At 40.4% G+C, this 16,894-nt stretch carries 11 protein-coding genes; 7 read left to right on the forward strand and 4 right to left on the reverse strand.

The window, feature by feature from the left end:
- Positions 1–245: 245 nt before the first annotated feature.
- The 3 genes from GD597_RS10930 to GD597_RS10940 all read right to left on the reverse strand — a co-directional run bounded on the left by GD597_RS10930 (position 246) and on the right by GD597_RS10940 (position 6,364).
- A complete protein-coding gene (locus GD597_RS10930) occupies positions 246–2,435 on the reverse strand; it encodes an alpha-galactosidase (protein WP_216368569.1) in 2,190 nt (729 codons plus the stop codon).
- 246 nt (positions 2,436–2,681) lie between these two features.
- Positions 2,682–2,963, reverse strand: a complete 282-nt coding sequence (locus GD597_RS10935; RefSeq protein WP_171607899.1) for a hypothetical protein — start codon at positions 2,961–2,963, stop codon at positions 2,682–2,684.
- Between the two features lie 296 nt (positions 2,964–3,259).
- On the reverse strand, positions 3,260–6,364 hold the full coding sequence (locus GD597_RS10940) for a DUF5107 domain-containing protein (protein ID WP_171607900.1): 3,105 nt from the start codon (positions 6,362–6,364) through the stop codon (positions 3,260–3,262).
- 174 nt (positions 6,365–6,538) lie between these two features.
- Here GD597_RS10940 and GD597_RS10945 point away from each other — a divergent pair, with 174 nt between their 5' ends.
- The 3 genes from GD597_RS10945 to GD597_RS10955 all read left to right on the forward strand — a co-directional run bounded on the left by GD597_RS10945 (position 6,539) and on the right by GD597_RS10955 (position 10,724).
- A complete protein-coding gene (locus GD597_RS10945; protein ID WP_171607901.1) occupies positions 6,539–7,711 on the forward strand; it encodes a trans-sulfuration enzyme family protein in 1,173 nt (390 codons plus the stop codon).
- Between the two features lie 194 nt (positions 7,712–7,905).
- Positions 7,906–9,333, forward strand: a complete 1,428-nt coding sequence (locus GD597_RS10950; RefSeq protein WP_171607902.1) for a TolC family protein — start codon at positions 7,906–7,908, stop codon at positions 9,331–9,333.
- Positions 9,334–9,356: 23 nt separating this feature from the next.
- On the forward strand, positions 9,357–10,724 hold the full coding sequence (locus GD597_RS10955) for an efflux RND transporter periplasmic adaptor subunit (RefSeq protein WP_171607903.1): 1,368 nt from the start codon (positions 9,357–9,359) through the stop codon (positions 10,722–10,724).
- 192 nt (positions 10,725–10,916) lie between these two features.
- On the opposite strand, the gene carB is transcribed toward GD597_RS10955, so the two are convergent.
- On the reverse strand, positions 10,917–12,560 hold the full coding sequence (gene carB, locus GD597_RS10960; protein WP_171607904.1) for a carbamoyl-phosphate synthase large subunit: 1,644 nt from the start codon (positions 12,558–12,560) through the stop codon (positions 10,917–10,919).
- Between the two features lie 264 nt (positions 12,561–12,824).
- Here carB and GD597_RS10965 point away from each other — a divergent pair, with 264 nt between their 5' ends.
- From GD597_RS10965 to atpF, 4 genes are all read left to right on the forward strand, one after another.
- A complete protein-coding gene (locus GD597_RS10965) occupies positions 12,825–14,666 on the forward strand; it encodes an ABC transporter ATP-binding protein (protein WP_171607905.1) in 1,842 nt (613 codons plus the stop codon).
- A 190-nt stretch (positions 14,667–14,856) separates the two neighbouring features.
- Positions 14,857–15,999 carry a F0F1 ATP synthase subunit A gene (gene atpB, locus GD597_RS10970; protein WP_235954264.1) on the forward strand — a complete coding sequence of 381 codons (1,143 nt, stop codon included), beginning with the start codon at positions 14,857–14,859 and terminating at the stop codon, positions 15,997–15,999.
- Positions 16,000–16,031: 32 nt separating this feature from the next.
- Positions 16,032–16,253, forward strand: a complete 222-nt coding sequence (atpE, locus tag GD597_RS10975; protein ID WP_171607906.1) for an ATP synthase F0 subunit C — start codon at positions 16,032–16,034, stop codon at positions 16,251–16,253.
- A 117-nt stretch (positions 16,254–16,370) separates the two neighbouring features.
- Positions 16,371–16,880 carry a F0F1 ATP synthase subunit B gene (gene atpF, locus GD597_RS10980; RefSeq protein WP_171607907.1) on the forward strand — a complete coding sequence of 170 codons (510 nt, stop codon included), beginning with the start codon at positions 16,371–16,373 and terminating at the stop codon, positions 16,878–16,880.
- Positions 16,881–16,894 lie beyond the last annotated feature (14 nt).

Consider the following 16,894-nt stretch of genomic DNA (forward strand, 5'->3'; position numbering starts at 1 on the left):
AAAACTATAAAACTAATATTTAAAAGGTATCATTAGCTAATTGACTGGTTGCCTTACACCTTAACTAAACCAAATAACAATATTGGTAAATTATTTAATTAAGCAACATGGCAAATAAACAAACAAAGCCTCTACTAAACAACTGATGTTGCAATTAATTGTAGCTGCACAAAGTATCCAACCGTACAAGTGTGCGACGCAAGTAAAGCCCGCTGCTTAATCAACAGCCGGGCACATAATTGCTGTTACTCTACAGTAAACCAGGTATAGCTTTCTGCTGCAATGGTAACGGTTATTTGTATGTTGTAATTTCGGTTAAGTGTATAAGTTTTAGCTGCCCCACCTTGTTGGCGTATACGGGCGGTTTTTGTTAGACCAGTGTAATATAGCGGCACCGTTATAGTGCGGGTAATGGCCTGTTGTAAGGGGTTATATAATAGCAATAAACCCTTTGTAGATAGCTGTGGGTTTACATGCAGTATGCCATCCCAATCGCGGCCATCGGCGCGGCGCAGGTGAATAATATCGGCATTTAATATGTCGCGGTACTGTTTGTACCAGCTAATGGTATTGCTTACCACGGTTTTGGTTGCATCTGTATCGTATAATCGGGGGCCACGATAACAGGCCTGTACGCCGGCGCCATAGTATTGCATCATTAACTGCTGGTAATCCTTTAAATGTTCGGATAGTGGTTCCAGCACCGCTTCGGGGCCGCCGCCCTGGTATTTGGTAAGAGGCACAAACCCCCAGCTCATAGAAGGCGTTTTTTCCCAAAGGCCATCATAAATATTCTGCCGGTTTAAAATCATCTGTTGTTCCCGTGAAAGGGAGAAATTTACCTCGCGGTAGCCAATGGCAATTTTATTGGTGCCATCTAAAAAATACCAGTCGGGTGCATTTACATATATGCCATTTTCGTTGCACCAGTGGTACAAGCCTTTTTGCAATTCCATTTGTTTCCATTGCGAATCGTCTAACCCCTTATGGCCCGGGTGTTGGGTAGAGGCGCAAACATCGCCGGGGTAGGGGCCGTCGTTCTCGAAAATATTAAACCCTGTTTGGCTGATAAAATATTTCAGTTTTTGAATATAGGCCAATCCCCAATTACTACCCATACAGGGGGCATTGCCAAAGAAAGCGCCGGCATCGGGCTTGCTGGTAACAGGGTCTATTACATCATCTGCATCACTTATTTTGCGGGAGCTGAATAAGGAGTAACCTCCTATTAAAATATGTTTTTCATGGGCATAGGCAGCCAGTATTTTCCATTGGGCTATATTGGCTGCAGATGTATCTTCCATATTGCAATGGCTGCCAAAACTTAATATCAATGCTTCGTATCCGGTAGCAGCACATTGGTCTATTGCCTGTTTTACTTCGTTGTTATTGCGGCTAACCAGGTGCATAAAAATGGGGTTCTCGTTGGTCCAGGGTGCAACGGCACGGTACATTTTTCTAATGGCTAGTCCGCGGCGTTCACGGTCGTAACTATCCATCAGTAATTCATGTGTTCGTGGCGATGAAAAGCTTTCGCCCGGGGAAAGAATTATGCCATTTACTTTTTCGGGATACACTTCCAGCACGCATGGCGTTTGATAATTATAATTTACCTGAGAGGTGTAGGTGCTGTCGGTTTTCCAATGGGTGGTTTGATCGCTAATATCGTACCGCATGGCATTGTTAAATGCATAATTGGTTTCAACATAAATGCCATGTTGTTTTTTCATTTGTTCGGGTGTGCCAACAACGGCACTTTCTTCTTCCACAAAAGCCAGCACTTCGTTAACAACGCGGTTAATTGTAATAGCATGGTTTCCGTTATTGGTTACGGTAAGCCACTTAATAAGCAGGGGCAAACCATCGTACAGTGAATAGTGAACAGTAACTACCACATTGGCAAGCACCGGATTTTTTGAGGCATATTCAAATGCAATTGTTTTGCCCGTGGCTGTGGTATTGGTACCACTCCATATGCCAGTCTTACGGTTTAAATATGGTTGCAGCGGGCTAATACTATAAGACTGATACTGGAAATCGCCTGCATCTGTGGTAAAATTATCTACCCAGTTATTTAGCAAATAGGCTTTTTCTTTTTGACCGTAGAGGCCGCCAATATTATAGTTTGTGCCATCAATAATTAGTTTGGCTTCGGGTGCTACGGCACGTAATAATTGCTGTCCGTTACTAAGATTGGTAAAATCTGTACAGGCCATATTGGGTGCAATGCGAAAAACCCTTTTAAGCAAACCATTGTACATAACCAGGTCTTTACCATTATTGGCTGTAAATATTTGTGCTTTGGTTTGTATGGGTTGTACCATCCAATCGGCATGGGTAAGGGAATCGGCGGCGGAATTCCAATTTGGTAAATTTTGGGCTTTTATACAAATTGTAAAACATACAAATAATACAGGCAACAGCAGTTGTTTCATAGCAAATATTTTGATGGTTAAATATCAGTATAATTTTTTGTAACCAGCAGATGAATTAGGGGCAACTTTACTTGCGTCGCACTCTTGTGCGGCATTAATACTATTGAACTTTATGCGTAGCTATAAATAAAAAAATAACCGCTAATATTATTGCGGTTATAGTAGTATACCTGTTGGTATGCCTTATTGTAAAATGTATACGACTTTGCTTTGGCAGCAATTGCTCTACATTATTTAAAAGAAGTATTATTCTTCTTCGAGAGTAATATTGTTTATACTTATCAGGTTGTTAATAGAATGGTCTATTTTTTCTACTATTTGTACCAGTAGGTGTAAATTCTTATCAGTACTGGCTTTGAAAAGCTGAAAATCGAATTCATGAGATTCGTTGTATGGTTTAAGACCATCCCAATCTTTAAGATCGCCTTGCATGGCAATACCTGCCATGGTATTAAAAATACTTTCATTGGCCTTAATCAGGTTGTTAAGTGCGTTTCTAACACTGGCTTTGTACGCTTCGGTTTGCATGATGTTGGTTTTAAATATGGAAGTAATTTCGTTTATGTTACAGGTGCAGGACAATTATCACCTGAATTGCCTATCCCTATGTTTTAAAAAGCATTTGCTTGTTACCAAAAGTAGCAAGTGTTATTACAAAAAATATTGATATAAAATTTTAATTGTTGCGGTTATAATCATTGTTTTATTGCAATATTTTTATTATTGCCGGCATAATTTGCTGCACAGTATTACAGGTGTACAAGAGTGCGACGCAAGTAAAGCTGCATGTTAGTGCTTTTGCCGGGCCCATATTTTTGTATATGCTATGGTAACTGCAATAATGCATTGATAATGCGTACCGATTCGTTTTTTACATTATCATTCACCACTTTGCCCGGGGTTTCGTATTGAGTTTTACACCAGTTAAAAATGGCATTCGAAGGCTCTTTTTGTTGCCATTGATTTAATAGCTGCTCTGCGGCGGCATGATTTTGCAATGCATCGTACGCCCATGCGCTGATGAGGTTATTAGCCGGTAAAAAATTACGAACCGTATTATCAATTTTTGGGGTGAATGCAATTAGTTTCTGCAATGCCTGCTGTGCCAAAGCAGCGTTATTTTGTTTGGTATAGCATAAGTAGGTTAGCCAGTCTTCCAGCCGCTCATCAATATCCTGCTGATAGGGTTTGCCAACGCCCAGGTTAACCGGCCATATTTTGGCGGCTTTAATAAAATTAAGGGCAGTTTTGTATTGTTTCTTTTTCATGGCATCTACTGCCTGCATTAGTTTGGCTTCGTGGTAAAGTCCGCGGCCATCAGTAGCACCTTCGAATGGTATAATATCAATTTTGGTAAGCAATGCATCGCAGGCGGCATATTGCTTGTTTAGCAACAGGCTTCTGGCATATAGCATCCCTATAATAAAATTATCGGGATGTTTTTTGTAAAATGCATCGCTTATGGTTAAAGCCCTTGCATAATCGTTGTGTTCTATGGCATATTCAGCAATGGCTTTTTTATAACGCCATTCATCAGGCGAAAGGCTTTCGGCTTTTTCCAGGTTGGCTAAAGCATCATCCGTAAATAATTTTGCCTTGGTTGCATAGAAAGGTGCAAACTGAGGCTCATTGTTGCATGCAGTAAATAATTCTTTAGCCCGGTTAGTATTGTTGCGGCTCCACCAGGCCAGTGCCAAATGGTATTTAAGCAACCATTGAGGATTGGTTGAGATGAGTTGCTCCAAAATAGTAATTGTTTCTGATGAAACGGGTGCTACCAAGGAAGGAGTAAGCGCAGATGCATCAACTGGCTGTTTTGATAAAAAAGCTTTCCAGTAGGCTAATTCTGCATCTTGTGGGGCCATTGCAATTACCTGTAAAGCCTCATTGGTGCACCCCAGATTGGCATATTTTATTACCAGTGCCAGGTAGGTTTGCTGGGGTAACTCATTGGTGATGTAGCGACTAATATTTTCTTTGCTGGCGGTTGTGGTATGCCATAAGTATTGTTCTACATGTGCAAAATGATTCAGCGGATCGAGGCCAAGCATTGTATTAAGTATGTTACCGGCTTTTGCTTCATTATTTTGCAGGCGGTAAATAATGGCCATCAGCTCATAGGCATCCATATTGTATTGGTTGGTAATAAGGCTTTTACCGGCATAGTCCATGGCCGAAGTAAAGTTTTGCTGCCTGAAATATATTTTTGACAAAGCCGTATAGGCTGCACTTCTGTATTCACTGCTTTGTGCAGCAATATCCAACCCATCTTTGGCATCGGTAATATTACCTAGTTGCATATTGATTAATCCATAGTAATAATTGGCTGCGGGATCATAAGTATTAATGCTTAGCGATTTTTGAACATTGGCAAGTGCCTCCTGGTATTGCAGATTACGGTATTGAATAGTTGCCAGCTCAGTTAATGCGGGTACAAAATTGGAGTCTTTTTGCAGGCAGGCTTTTAACTTATCAGCAGCTTCCGGAAAATAACGTAAACGAATATCTTCTTTGCCCTGCAGGTATAAGCCATATACACTGTTCCAATCAAAATTTGCCGGTGCATTTAAAGGTCGGTTAACCACATCGGCTTCAGGGGCGGCCTGATAAACCATTTTTGTACCACCGATAGTAACTGTTATTTTTTCAAGAGGTATTGTGGTGGCAAATGAGTCGGCAAATTGTTGCATGGTATTGAGTTGTACCCGTTTTGCATAGATACTATGACTACCGGTACTTACTATAAAAGAATCGTTTATGTTTTGCAGCGCCGAGAAATATATTTTTAGTAAGCCCTTTTCATTTTTAACATTTAAGGCACCATAGTTATTGGCTTTTACAAAGCCATGTGTTTGCTTAACCGGGAACCAGTATTCTGTCCAGCTATCTGTGGTATATGGTGCAAATCCCTGGTGTTTAAACGGGGTGAGTGTACTGTTATCTGATGCCTGGTTAAATAGGCGCCCACTTTGCACTTCTACATATTGTCCATCAGTATCGGTTAATATTTTATCCCATATCATACCCTGTTGAGATAAACCCCAAATCCAGATTTTTTTGCCGGCTTTATCATCGTGGGTAGAATAGCGGCCCATACCAAATTCATCATCATGCCAGTATCCGCCAAAAAAGTCAGTGTATTTCCCAAAAACATGATAGGATTTATACCCACCAAAATCATTGTTTTCATAAAAGGAGATCGTTTTTCCATTTTCTTTATTTACCGGCCAATCGCTATATTCTCCTTCATGCCCGAGGTAATGGGTGCCCGGATAAATAAATTCCAGATTTCCTTTAGCTTTTATACCGGTATTCATCCAGGTATAATAGGCCTGCTCCATTGGGGTGCCATTGTACCAAAAAGAACTGGTGGTGATATAGGCTTTATCTTTTGGCAAATTAATATCTAAGCGCCAGGGGGTTTGGGTAAGCAAGTCAAGCACCCCAATAACGCAACTTATACTTCCGTCGGTTTTTTGAATAATGGCATAATCAACCGGGGTGGCGCAATTAGGGGTATGGCCTATAATGCCATAGTTAGGTTCAATACCACCACTGGTCCAAGGGCCACGCATGGCCACATCTCTAAATTTCACCACACTATTGTCGTACACAAAAGACCTGCCGGTACTTTTTTCAATGGCATTCCAAATTTTGCCCCCCACTTCGGGTAAAATCATCACTTTTAAATAATCGTTTTCCAGTTCTACTACTTTCCATGCTTTTTGAACAGGGGTATTGGTAAATCCATCATAGCGGAAATAGGGATATATTTTTGAGGAGGGATCTGCCACAGGATTGGGATCGGAGAAGGGATAGGTGGTAAATATTTTACTATATTCTTTTACAGTAGTATTATGTTGTGCGTTAACATATTGGCCCACTAAGAGTAATAGTAGAATGTGACTATTGCGTATGATTTTTTTCATATAGTTCTTTTTCTGTTTTTCGAATAACAAACCTAACTGAAATAGCTTATAAGAAAGGCTTTTGGCGCAAACGCTTGCATTAGGTATTAAGGAGGGTTACTTACATTTTTGTAAACCAGCGCAAACCGCTTAATTTCATTTTTTTTACCAGGAAGAAATACAATTATGGAAGAAATGGAATTATCATATATACTGAATGAGTATGGCGAGGATAGGGAACAATATTTTAGAGCAGTAGCCCCACCCATTATACAAAGCAGCAATTTTGCTTTTGCCACTGTAGAGGAAATGCGGAAGGCTTTTGAAGACGAATACAGTACCTGGTTGTATAGCCGGGGCTTAAATCCAACAGTTGAAATATTAAGAAAAAAACTGGCAGCCCTGGATGGCGCGGAAGACTGTTTGGTGTTTAACAGTGGCGCCGCCGCTATTTTTGCTGCCGTACTGGCCAATGTGAAAAGTGGGGATCATATTGTAAGTGTACGCAACCCGTATACCTGGGCCCGTAAAATGTTTGATGAAATACTGCCGCGCTTTAATGTTACTACTACTTATGTGGATGGTACCAGTATGCTGGCATTTGAACAGGCCACACAACTAAATACAAGGGTGTATTATCTTGAAACACCCAACAGCTGGACCTATGAATTACAAAACCTGAAAGCGGTTGCCAGATTGGCTAAACAACACAGTATTATAACAATTTGCGACAATAGTTATTGCACACCTGTTTATCAGAAACCGGTAGAAATGGGTATTGACTTATCATTACAATCTGCTACTAAATATATTGGCGGGCATAGCGATACGGTGGCTGGGGTACTAAGTGGGAGCAGTAAAATGATTACCCGCATTTTTAACAGTGAATACATGAATATTGGCAGTGGCATACAGCCATTTAATGCATGGTTGCTGATTAGGGGTTTAAGAACTTTGCCCATGCGTTTGGAACGTTGCACCCAAACTACCCGTACGGTTATTGATTACCTTAAGCAACATAAGCGGGTGGAAAAGGTAATTTTTCCTTTTGAGGAAGATTTTCCCCAATATGAGTTGGCCAAACAACAGATGCAGGGAGCCTGTGGTTTATTGACTTTTGTAATAAGAGCCACAAAGGTGGTTACCATTGAAAAATTTTGCAATAGCCTGAAACATATTTTAATGGCGGTAAGCTGGGGCGGTTACGAATCTTTGATAATACCAAGGTGTTCGGGCATGCCTGTTGATGCTTTTGATGCCGGTAATGTGGAACACAGGATGATGCGCCTGTATTGCGGACTGGAAGATGCCCACTATATTATTGCCGATTTGGAGCAGGCTTTTGTACAAATTGAAGGATTGGAATAATATTTAAAATTACCAACCGAATGCTACCTGATGCCACAAGGGGTGAACCCTGAACCGAGCGTGGCAAGTAAAGCTACATAGCAAATGAGTTGCCGGCCCCACCATAATATTATTAATTCAGCCTAATAACATGGCAGATTTCCGCTCATCTAAAAAATATGTGCTGCCAACTTTGGTTTAAGTTACTTTGTTTTATGGGAAAACGAATTTTAGGCGTATTACTTCTACTAATACCCGCCACAATTTTTGCACAGGACAAATGGGATTTGCGCCGCTGCGTAGATTATGCCATTAAAAATAACATATCTGTTAAGCAGGCTGATGTACAGGCCCGCTTGTCTGCCTTACAATTACAGCAGGCCAAAATGAATAAACTTCCTACAGCCAGTTTAGGTACTGGAATGGGTTTGCAATTTGGCCGGTCTATTGACCCTACTACCAACCAGTTTACCACCACGCAGTTGTTGTATCAGAATTATCAACTACAAGGCGGTGCTACTATTTATAGTTTTGGCAGGTTAAAAAATGGGCAAGATGCTGCTTCTTTTAACGCGCAGGCTGCATTAGAGGATGTAGAACGGACCAAGAATGATATCTCATTAAATGTTGCATCCTATTATTTACAGGTGCTTTCAACAAAGGAACAAATTAATATTAGTGAAGTACAATTGTCTCAAACCAGAACCCAATATGAAAATACGCGTAAAAGGGTGGATGCCGGTGCTTTACCTGAGTTAAACCTGGCAGAGATTGAAGCACAACTGGCTACAGATAGCAGTAACCTGATTACTGCTCAAACTGCTTTTCAACAAAACTTATTGCAGTTAAAAGCATTATTAAATATTGATATGGCGGCCCCTTTTGAAGTGGATACGCCACCAATTGATCTTATTCCCTTAGAGCCTTTGGCTGAACTGGAACCTGAATTGGTTTTTAGCATGGCAGTAACTTCGCAACCACAGCAAAAAGCAAATGATTTAAGGATAAAAGGCGCAGAAAAAACCATTAAGGTAAATAAGGCGGCATTAAATCCTTCTTTAAGTGGCTTTTATTCTTTGGGTAGTACCTTTAATAATCAGGCCATTAGCCCTAATGGAAGTATAACTGTAAATCCTCCGATAGGTAAGGTTAATGTAGATGGAACTGATTATTCAGTTTATCCCAACCAACCTTATTCAGTTAATACCTATGGTAAAACCAAGTATTTTAAGCAGATTGATCAAAACTTTAGCCAAAGCGTAGGTATTAATATTTCAGTACCAATTTTTAGTAATGGCAATGCACGTATTGCTGTAGAAAATGCAAAACTGAATTTGGAAAATCTGCAATTGCAAAAAGCACAGGCTGATCAAACCTTAAAGACAAATATATACACTGCTTATACAAATGCTATTTCATCAATGGAAAAGTATAATGCCAGCGGAAGAAGCGTTCAAAGTGCACAGAAAGCTTTTGATTTTGCCACAAAAAGATATGAAGTTGGACTTTTATCTTCTATTGATTTAATTACCAATCAAAATAATTTATTAAGGGCAAAATTGCAGCAACTGGCCAACCATTATGATTATGTATTTAAAATGAAAGTGGTTGAGTTTTATAAAGGACAGGGTATTAAGTTATAATTACCAAACAAGAAAAATTGTATATGAGCAAGAAATTAAGATGGATTATTATTGTGCTGGTGGTGCTTGTTGTAGCATTGATTGCATTAAGTAAAGCAGGCGTTTTTGGTGGCAACGAAGGTATAAGCGTTACCGCAGAAGCTGCCGCTACCAGAGATATAACTGAAATTGTAACTGCCAGCGGAAAGGTGTTCCCTGAAGTAGAGGTAAAAGTTAGTCCGGATATTTCGGGTGAGATTGTAGAGCTTAATGTAATAGAAGGCGATACAGTTAAAAGGGGTCAGGTATTGGCAAATATTTATGCTGATATTTATGCTTCTCAAAGAGATCAGGCTGCTGCGGTGGTATCGCAGTCAGAAGCCCAGGTATCTAATGCAAAATCTCAGCTGGAAGCTTTAAAAGCTACACTGGATCAAACAGAAGCTGCCTATAAACGCCAGAAAACATTGCTCGATCAAAAAGTAATTTCTCAATCAGAATTTGAACAGGCACAACAGGCATATCTTGCAGCTAAAGGAAATTATAGTGCCAATTTGGATGCCATTAAAGCCAATCAGGCCAGTGTACAAAGTGCCAAAGCAAGTTTAAACCGTGCCGATAAAGATGTAAACCGTGCTACCATTGTAGCACCTATGGATGGCGTGGTAAGTTTACTGGCAGTTAAAAAAGGCGAACGTGTAGCAGGTAACAGTTTTAATGTAGGTACCGAAATGATGCGTATTGCCGATTTAAACAGTATTGTGGCCCAGGTAGATGTGGGTGAAAATGATATTCCAAAAGTAAAAATTGGCGATACGGCGATAGTAGAAATTGATGCATTTAGCAACCGTAAATTTAAAGGTGTAGTATATAAAATTGCTAACCCTGTTACCAATGCACTCACTTCCTCTTCCTCTTCTACACAGGTAACCAATTATCAGGTACATATTCGTTTGTTACCGGAATCTTATACAGATCTTATAGTAAAAGGCCAACCTTTTCCTTTCCGCCCCAATATGAGTGCCAGTGCAGATATTCAAACACGCACTCAGGTTAAAGTACTTTCGGTGCCTTTAAATGCGGTTACTACCAGAGATAAAAAAGAAGGCAAAGGCCCGGCTGAAGTAAAAAAGGATGACAATGCTTCTACCGATGCAGTTGCTTCTGCCTCACTGGATGATGATATTGAAGAAGTGGTATTTGTAGTAGATAGTGCCGGCATAGTGCGCAAAAAAGTAGTTAAAACCGATATTCAGGATATTAACTATATCGAAATTAAAAGTGGTATTAAAGTAGGTGATAAGGTGATTACCGGCCCATACGATGTGGTAAGTAAACAACTAAAAGATAGCACCAAGGTTAAAGTGGTTACCAAAGATGAGTTAACACAAAGCTTTAAGCCATCCAACTAATAGCAACAATTGTAATAAAAAAAGGTGTGGGTTTTTTACCCGCACCTTTTTTATTTATGTTATACCAGCTAATTTTTCATGGCAGCATCCTTGCGTCGCAATACGTTCATCTGCAACAAATATGGCGGCTGCAGGTTGTTGCAGCAGTTGGGTGCATAATGTCACACCAGGCTGGCCATTTGTTTTTGTTCTTTATTCAAATGTGCTGTAGAAGTATGGTGTTTTTGCTTCAAACTCTGCACTACAGGTATCTACCATTTTGTATACACGGGTAATACCCATGGCTTTACGGGTTTCATATACTTGTTCGGCGTTGCAGTTATTGTGCAGTATCCTTGCCATCTGCTCATCGCTAAACCCGTTTTGCTTCGCTTCCTTCATCAGGGCTGCAGATATGGTTTCCAGTGAATGGCCAGCAATCTCTTTCTCTATCCTGCATATTTCCTGTATCTGGTAAATAAACCACCTGTCTATTCCCGTAGCCTGTACAATTGTTTTTACCGATATGCCCTGCATCAGTGCATCCTTTATGCGGAAGATGCGGTCCCATTTAGGTATTTTAATATACTGTATCAGTTCCTCACTCTTCATCAGGCTTTTACCATAATATCCTAATCCCACTGCCTCATTCTCCAAACTCTGACAGGCTTTTTGTATTGCTTCGGTAAAGCTTCTGCCTATAGCCATTACTTCGCCCACACTCTTCATCTGTAAACCCAATGTATCATTGGCCCCTTTGAACTTATCAAAGTTCCAGCGGGGTACTTTTACTATCACATAATCCAGTGCCGGCTCAAAATAAGCCGATGTGGTTTGGGTAATCTGGTTCTTTAGCTCATCCAGTGCATAGCCTATGGCCAGTTTGGCCGCTATTTTGGCAATGGGGTAACCGGTAGCTTTACTGGCCAATGCCGAGGAACGGCTTACCCTTGGATTGATTTCTACCGCTATCAGCTCTTCTGTTTCGGGGTTTAAGGCAAATTGCACATTGCAACCACCGGCAAAATTACCCAGTGAGCGCATCATCAGTATGGCCTGGTTACGCATTTCCTGAAAAGCGGTATCGCTCAGCGTCATGGCAGGAGCTACGGTAATACTGTCGCCGGTATGCACGCCCATGGGGTCCAGGTTTTCTACTGTACAAATAATTACTACATTATCATTCTTGTCGCGCAGTAGCTCCAGTTCATATTCCTTCCAGCCAAGTACAGCTTTCTCTACCAGCACTTCGTGCATAGGCGAGGCCTGCAGGCCATTTTTTAAAGCATCATCCAGTTCATCTTTACTATGTACAAAGCCGCCACCGGAACCACCCAGTGTAAAAGAAGGGCGTATTACCAATGGAAATCCTATTTGCTGGGCAAATTCCTTGCCTTCTAAAAAGCTGTTGGCTACCTTGCTGGGGGCTACTGCCACTCCAATACGTAACATCAGGTCGCGGAACTGACCACGGTCTTCGGCCAGGTCTATGGCTGCCACATCCACCCCAATCATACGCACATTGTATTTGGCCCATAAACCCAGTTCATCGGCTTCTTTACAAAGGTTAAGTGCTGTTTGCCCACCCATGGTAGGCAGCACGGCATCTATCTGATTTTCTTCCAGTATCTGCTCCAGACTTTCGAATGTAAGGGGTAATAAGTATACTTTATCGGCCATCATGGGGTCTGTCATGATGGTGGCGGGGTTGCTGTTGATGAGGATGACTTTAATACCTTCTTCACGCAGGCTGCGGGCTGCCTGTGAACCGGAGTAATCAAACTCGCAGGCCTGACCAATTACGATGGGGCCTGAGCCCACTATAAGTACCGATTGTATGGAATTGTCTTTTGGCATATCTAGATAAATTGCGCAAATGTAAGGCCTTTGCAGTTATGGTAAAGGGCCAATACCAAAACACTGCAGCCACAACCCAATTGAAGAAAATATTGGTAATTGCCGGATGAAGCTTTGTGCGCTAATTACAATAGCCTAAATCTTATTTTGCCGCCATGAAAGAGGAACCCTGAAAGGATTGCGACGCAACAGCAGCTGCTTTATGGTTTTGTTGCCGGTATCCATAAAAGCAATATACGTTATCTCATTACCTTTGCGCATAATATGAGTGGAGCGGTACCGAAAAAAAAGATATTTGATTTTTCGCTGATGAGGCGGGTATTTGTTTATGTAAAACCTTACCGGTTACAATTTATTTCAAGTGTAGTGTTGGCAATTGTGCTGGCATTTATTACGCCTGTACGCCCCATGTTTATACAGCTTACTATTGACAAAGCTACCGGCAAAGCAGTAGATGCACCCGCTTTTTTACAATGGATTTTTTCGCATACTGATTTATCTGATGCCGGCAGGTTTATTGTGGCAGTTACCATATTTCAGGTGGTATTTTTATTTGTGGAGACAGCTTTACGTTTTTTGTTTTCTTTTTTAACGGCCTGGCTGGGGCAAAGTGTGGTAAAAGATATGCGTGTAAGTGTTTTTGATAAGGTACTACATCTTAATCTTAAACAGTTTGATAATACACCCATTGGCACACTTACCACCCGTACCATTAATGATATTGAGAACATCAACGATATTTTTGCCGATGGGTTAATTCCCATTTTAGCCGATTTACTCTCCATTATTATAGTGCTAACTACCATGTTTGCCACCAACTGGCAGCTTACTTTTATTGCACTGATACCTTTCCCGTTTTTAATAATGGCCACCTATTATTTTAAGGAAAGTGTAAATAAAAGCTTTATAAAAGTTAGAAATGCGGTTACAGCTTTAAATGCTTTTGTACAGGAGCATATTACGGGTATGCACGTGGTGCAGGCATTTGCTGCCGAAGACAGGGAGTTTGATAAGTTTACAAAAATTAATAAAAACCATAGGGATGCCAATATAAAATCCATATTTGCCTATTCGGTATTTTTTCCTGTGGTAGAGATTACATTGGCTGTTTCTACCGGTTTATTGGTTTGGTGGCTGGCTGGTTTGGCGGCCAATAATCCCATTGCTGATCAAAACCTGGCGGGTGAGCTGGTGGCATTTATATTATACCTGAACCAGATTTTCAGGCCATTAAGGGTTATAGCAGATAAATTTAATATCCTTCAAATGGGGATGATATCTGCTGAAAGAATCTTTAAGGTAATGGATAATGAGGATTTTACCCCCAATACAGGCACCCATTCACCAGCGGTGATTAATGGCCATATTCAATTTAATAATGTAAGTTTTGCGTATACCGACGATAATTATGTATTAAAACATATCAATTTAGAAGTAAAAGCCGGTGAAACGGTCGCGTTGGTAGGGCATACAGGCAGCGGAAAAACCTCCATTATCAGCGTACTAAACCGGTTATACCCTATTCAGCAGGGAAATATAACACTGGATGGCGTAGATATAAATGCCTACCAGCTAGATAGTTTAAGAAGCAGTATTGGGGTGGTTTTGCAGGATGTTTTTCTATTCTCGGGTTCGGTGATGGACAATATTACCCTGCGTAATAAAGTAATTACGACTGAGCAGGTAATTGAAGCTGCTGCCATGATTGGCGTACACGATTTTATTATGCAATTGCCCGGGGGCTATGAATATAATGTTATGGAAAGAGGTACTACCCTAAGTATGGGCCAACGGCAGCTTATCTCCTTTATCAGGGCTTTATTGTATAAACCCGCTGTATTAATATTAGATGAAGCAACTTCTTCCATCGATACCGAAAGTGAAATGCTGATACAAAACGCAATCGATACCTTAATAAAGGGGCGAACTTCCATTGTAATCGCCCACAGGCTATCCACCATTCGCAAAGCCAATAAAATAATTGTGCTGGATAAGGGCGAAATAAAAGAAGTGGGCAACCATGAAGATTTAATGCTGCACAACGGTTTTTATGCCAAACTCATTAATATGCAGTTCGAAAAGCAAAAAACGGTAGCAGTGCATTAATAAGTCAGATTTTTTTGCTTATAAAATCATACGGATACCGGCGGCAGGTTTTCATGGCATCAGCTCTTGCGTCGCAATCCGTTCATCTAAAGAATATAAAAGCAGCATATTTGGATGGTAACAACCTTGCCGAATCTTCCGTTTTAACCCAAGAACTTTTTTCTAAAAAGCATTTCTAAACTCCTTTTTTATGTTTTCAACCCCTATCTTTGCGCCAAATTTTGAAACAGGTATGGTCTTCAGAAACATAAAACGCTTACTGGTAGCGGTTCTTTGTACTTTTTTATTCACTTTTTCCAATATTGCTATTGCACAACACGAAGGTGAAATGCATGCCGATAGCACTACCAAAGAAGCTGCCGAAGGTGATTTTAACGTTACCGAAACAATCTTAGAACATATTAAGGATGACCATAGCTGGCATCTTTGGGGCCATACCAGCATAGCTTTACCTGTTATATTGTATTCAGATAAGGGGCTGGAAGTGTTTTCTTCTGAGCATCTGGTAAATGAACATCACGAGCCTGTTGTGTATACTGGCAACTATTCCTATAAACTATTTGAAGGTAAAATTAAAGTAGCCAATGCCGATGGTACTTTAAATGAGGAGTCTAGCAAAAACGTATGGGATTTTTCCATTACAAAAAACGTAGCTTCCTTATTTGTGTCCATCTTTATTATCCTGCTGATATTTCTTACCGTAGGTGCAGCTTATAAAAAGCGTGGCGTTACCTCTGCGCCAAAAGGCTTACAGTCTTTTATGGAACCCATTGTATTGTTTGTTAGGGATGAAGTGGCAAAACCCAATATTGGTCATAAATATGCCAGGTACATGCCATTCCTGCTTACCATTTTCTTTTTAATTCTTACTAATAATTTCCTGGGTTTAATACCTTTCTTTCCCGGTGGTGCCAATGTAAGTGGCAATATTGCCTTTACCATGACACTGGCCGTATTTGTATTTGTTATAGTAAACCTTAATGCCAATAAGAGTTATTGGGAGCATATTTTCTGGATGCCTGGTATGCACTGGAGTATGAAAGTGTTTTTGGCACCTATTGAATTAATAGGCGTATTTACCAAGCCTATTTCTTTAATGATCCGGTTATTTGCCAATATTACTGCTGGTCACATCCTGGTATTAAGTCTTATTTGCCTGATATTTATCTTTAAAACTGTATTTGCATCTGTAATTGCTGTACCGTTTGCTGTATTTATCGGGTTAATAGAATTGCTTGTAGCGTTTTTACAGGCCTATATTTTTACTATGTTAAGTGCAATGTATATTGGGATGGCTACTGAAGAGCACCATCACGAAGATGCACATCATTAATAATTTTTTTATTCACATTTAAAATAGAACACATGTTATTAGAAGTAGTAGGAAGTGTTGCCGCAATCGGTGCAGGTTTAGCTGCAATTGGTGCCGGTATTGGTATCGGTCAAATTGGTAAGGGCGCTGTAGAAGGTATTGCCCGCCAGCCGGAAGCCGCTAACGACATTCGTGCAAACATGATTGTTGCTGCTGCCTTCGTGGAAGCGGTTGCATTGTTTGCTGTGGTGGTTGCCCTGTTGGGTAATGGATAATCCACAAAAGTTTTTGTACAGGCTTAAAGCACAGGGCGGAGGGCCTGTACATCTTTTTTAATCCATTACGTATTTTACTTTTGGATACACTTTATTTAATTTGAATAATTTGTTTTTATGTTATTAGAAATAAATCCGTTGGTATTGCCAGATATTGGTCTGGTGTTTTGGAATACCGTTGCTTTTGTGGTGTTGTTTTTTGTGTTAAGGGCATTTGCCTGGAAGCCAATCATTAAAGCGATTGATGAAAGAGAGCAAGGCATTACAGATGCATTGGCTACTGCCGATAAAGCTAAGGCTGAAATGGCGCAGTTAAAAAATGAAAATGAAGCATTGCTTACCAAAGCCAGGGAAGAAAGGGCTGTTATGATTAAGGAAGCAAAAGAGACTGCTGATAAAATGATTAATGATGCAAAAGATAAGGCCAAATCTGAATATGAGCGAATTGTAGCAGATGCACAACAGGCTATTTTGCAACAGAAAAATGCTGCTTTAACCGATGTTAAAAATCAGGTAGGTAAACTGGTAATCGAAGTATCTGAAAAAGTGTTGCGTCGTGAACTGGCTAATAAAACCGAGCAGGAAACATATATCAATCAGTTAGCTGAGATTGTAAAGATGAATTAATAAGCTTTTACCTT

The sequence above is a fragment of the Limnovirga soli genome, from assembly GCF_013106755.1.
Classification (GTDB): Bacteria; Bacteroidota; Bacteroidia; order Chitinophagales; family Chitinophagaceae; genus Limnovirga; species Limnovirga soli.

Bases quoted from the DNA above. Each gene is read 5' to 3' on its own strand.
- GD597_RS10930 (WP_216368569.1), bottom strand. From the start codon at position 2,435: ATGAAACAACTGCTGTTGCCTGTATTATTTGTATGTTTTACAATTTGT.
- GD597_RS10935 (WP_171607899.1), bottom strand. From the start codon at position 2,963: ATGCAAACCGAAGCGTACAAAGCCAGTGTTAGAAACGCACTTAACAAC.
- GD597_RS10940 (WP_171607900.1), bottom strand. From the start codon at position 6,364: ATGAAAAAAATCATACGCAATAGTCACATTCTACTATTACTCTTAGTG.
- GD597_RS10945 (WP_171607901.1), top strand. From the start codon at position 6,539: ATGGAATTATCATATATACTGAATGAGTATGGCGAGGATAGGGAACAA.
- GD597_RS10950 (WP_171607902.1), top strand. From the start codon at position 7,906: ATGGGAAAACGAATTTTAGGCGTATTACTTCTACTAATACCCGCCACA.
- GD597_RS10955 (WP_171607903.1), top strand. From the start codon at position 9,357: ATGAGCAAGAAATTAAGATGGATTATTATTGTGCTGGTGGTGCTTGTT.
- carB (WP_171607904.1), bottom strand. From the start codon at position 12,560: ATGCCAAAAGACAATTCCATACAATCGGTACTTATAGTGGGCTCAGGC.
- GD597_RS10965 (WP_171607905.1), top strand. From the start codon at position 12,825: ATGAGTGGAGCGGTACCGAAAAAAAAGATATTTGATTTTTCGCTGATG.
- atpB (WP_235954264.1), top strand. From the start codon at position 14,857: ATGTTTTCAACCCCTATCTTTGCGCCAAATTTTGAAACAGGTATGGTC.
- atpE (WP_171607906.1), top strand. From the start codon at position 16,032: ATGTTATTAGAAGTAGTAGGAAGTGTTGCCGCAATCGGTGCAGGTTTA.
- atpF (WP_171607907.1), top strand. From the start codon at position 16,371: ATGTTATTAGAAATAAATCCGTTGGTATTGCCAGATATTGGTCTGGTG.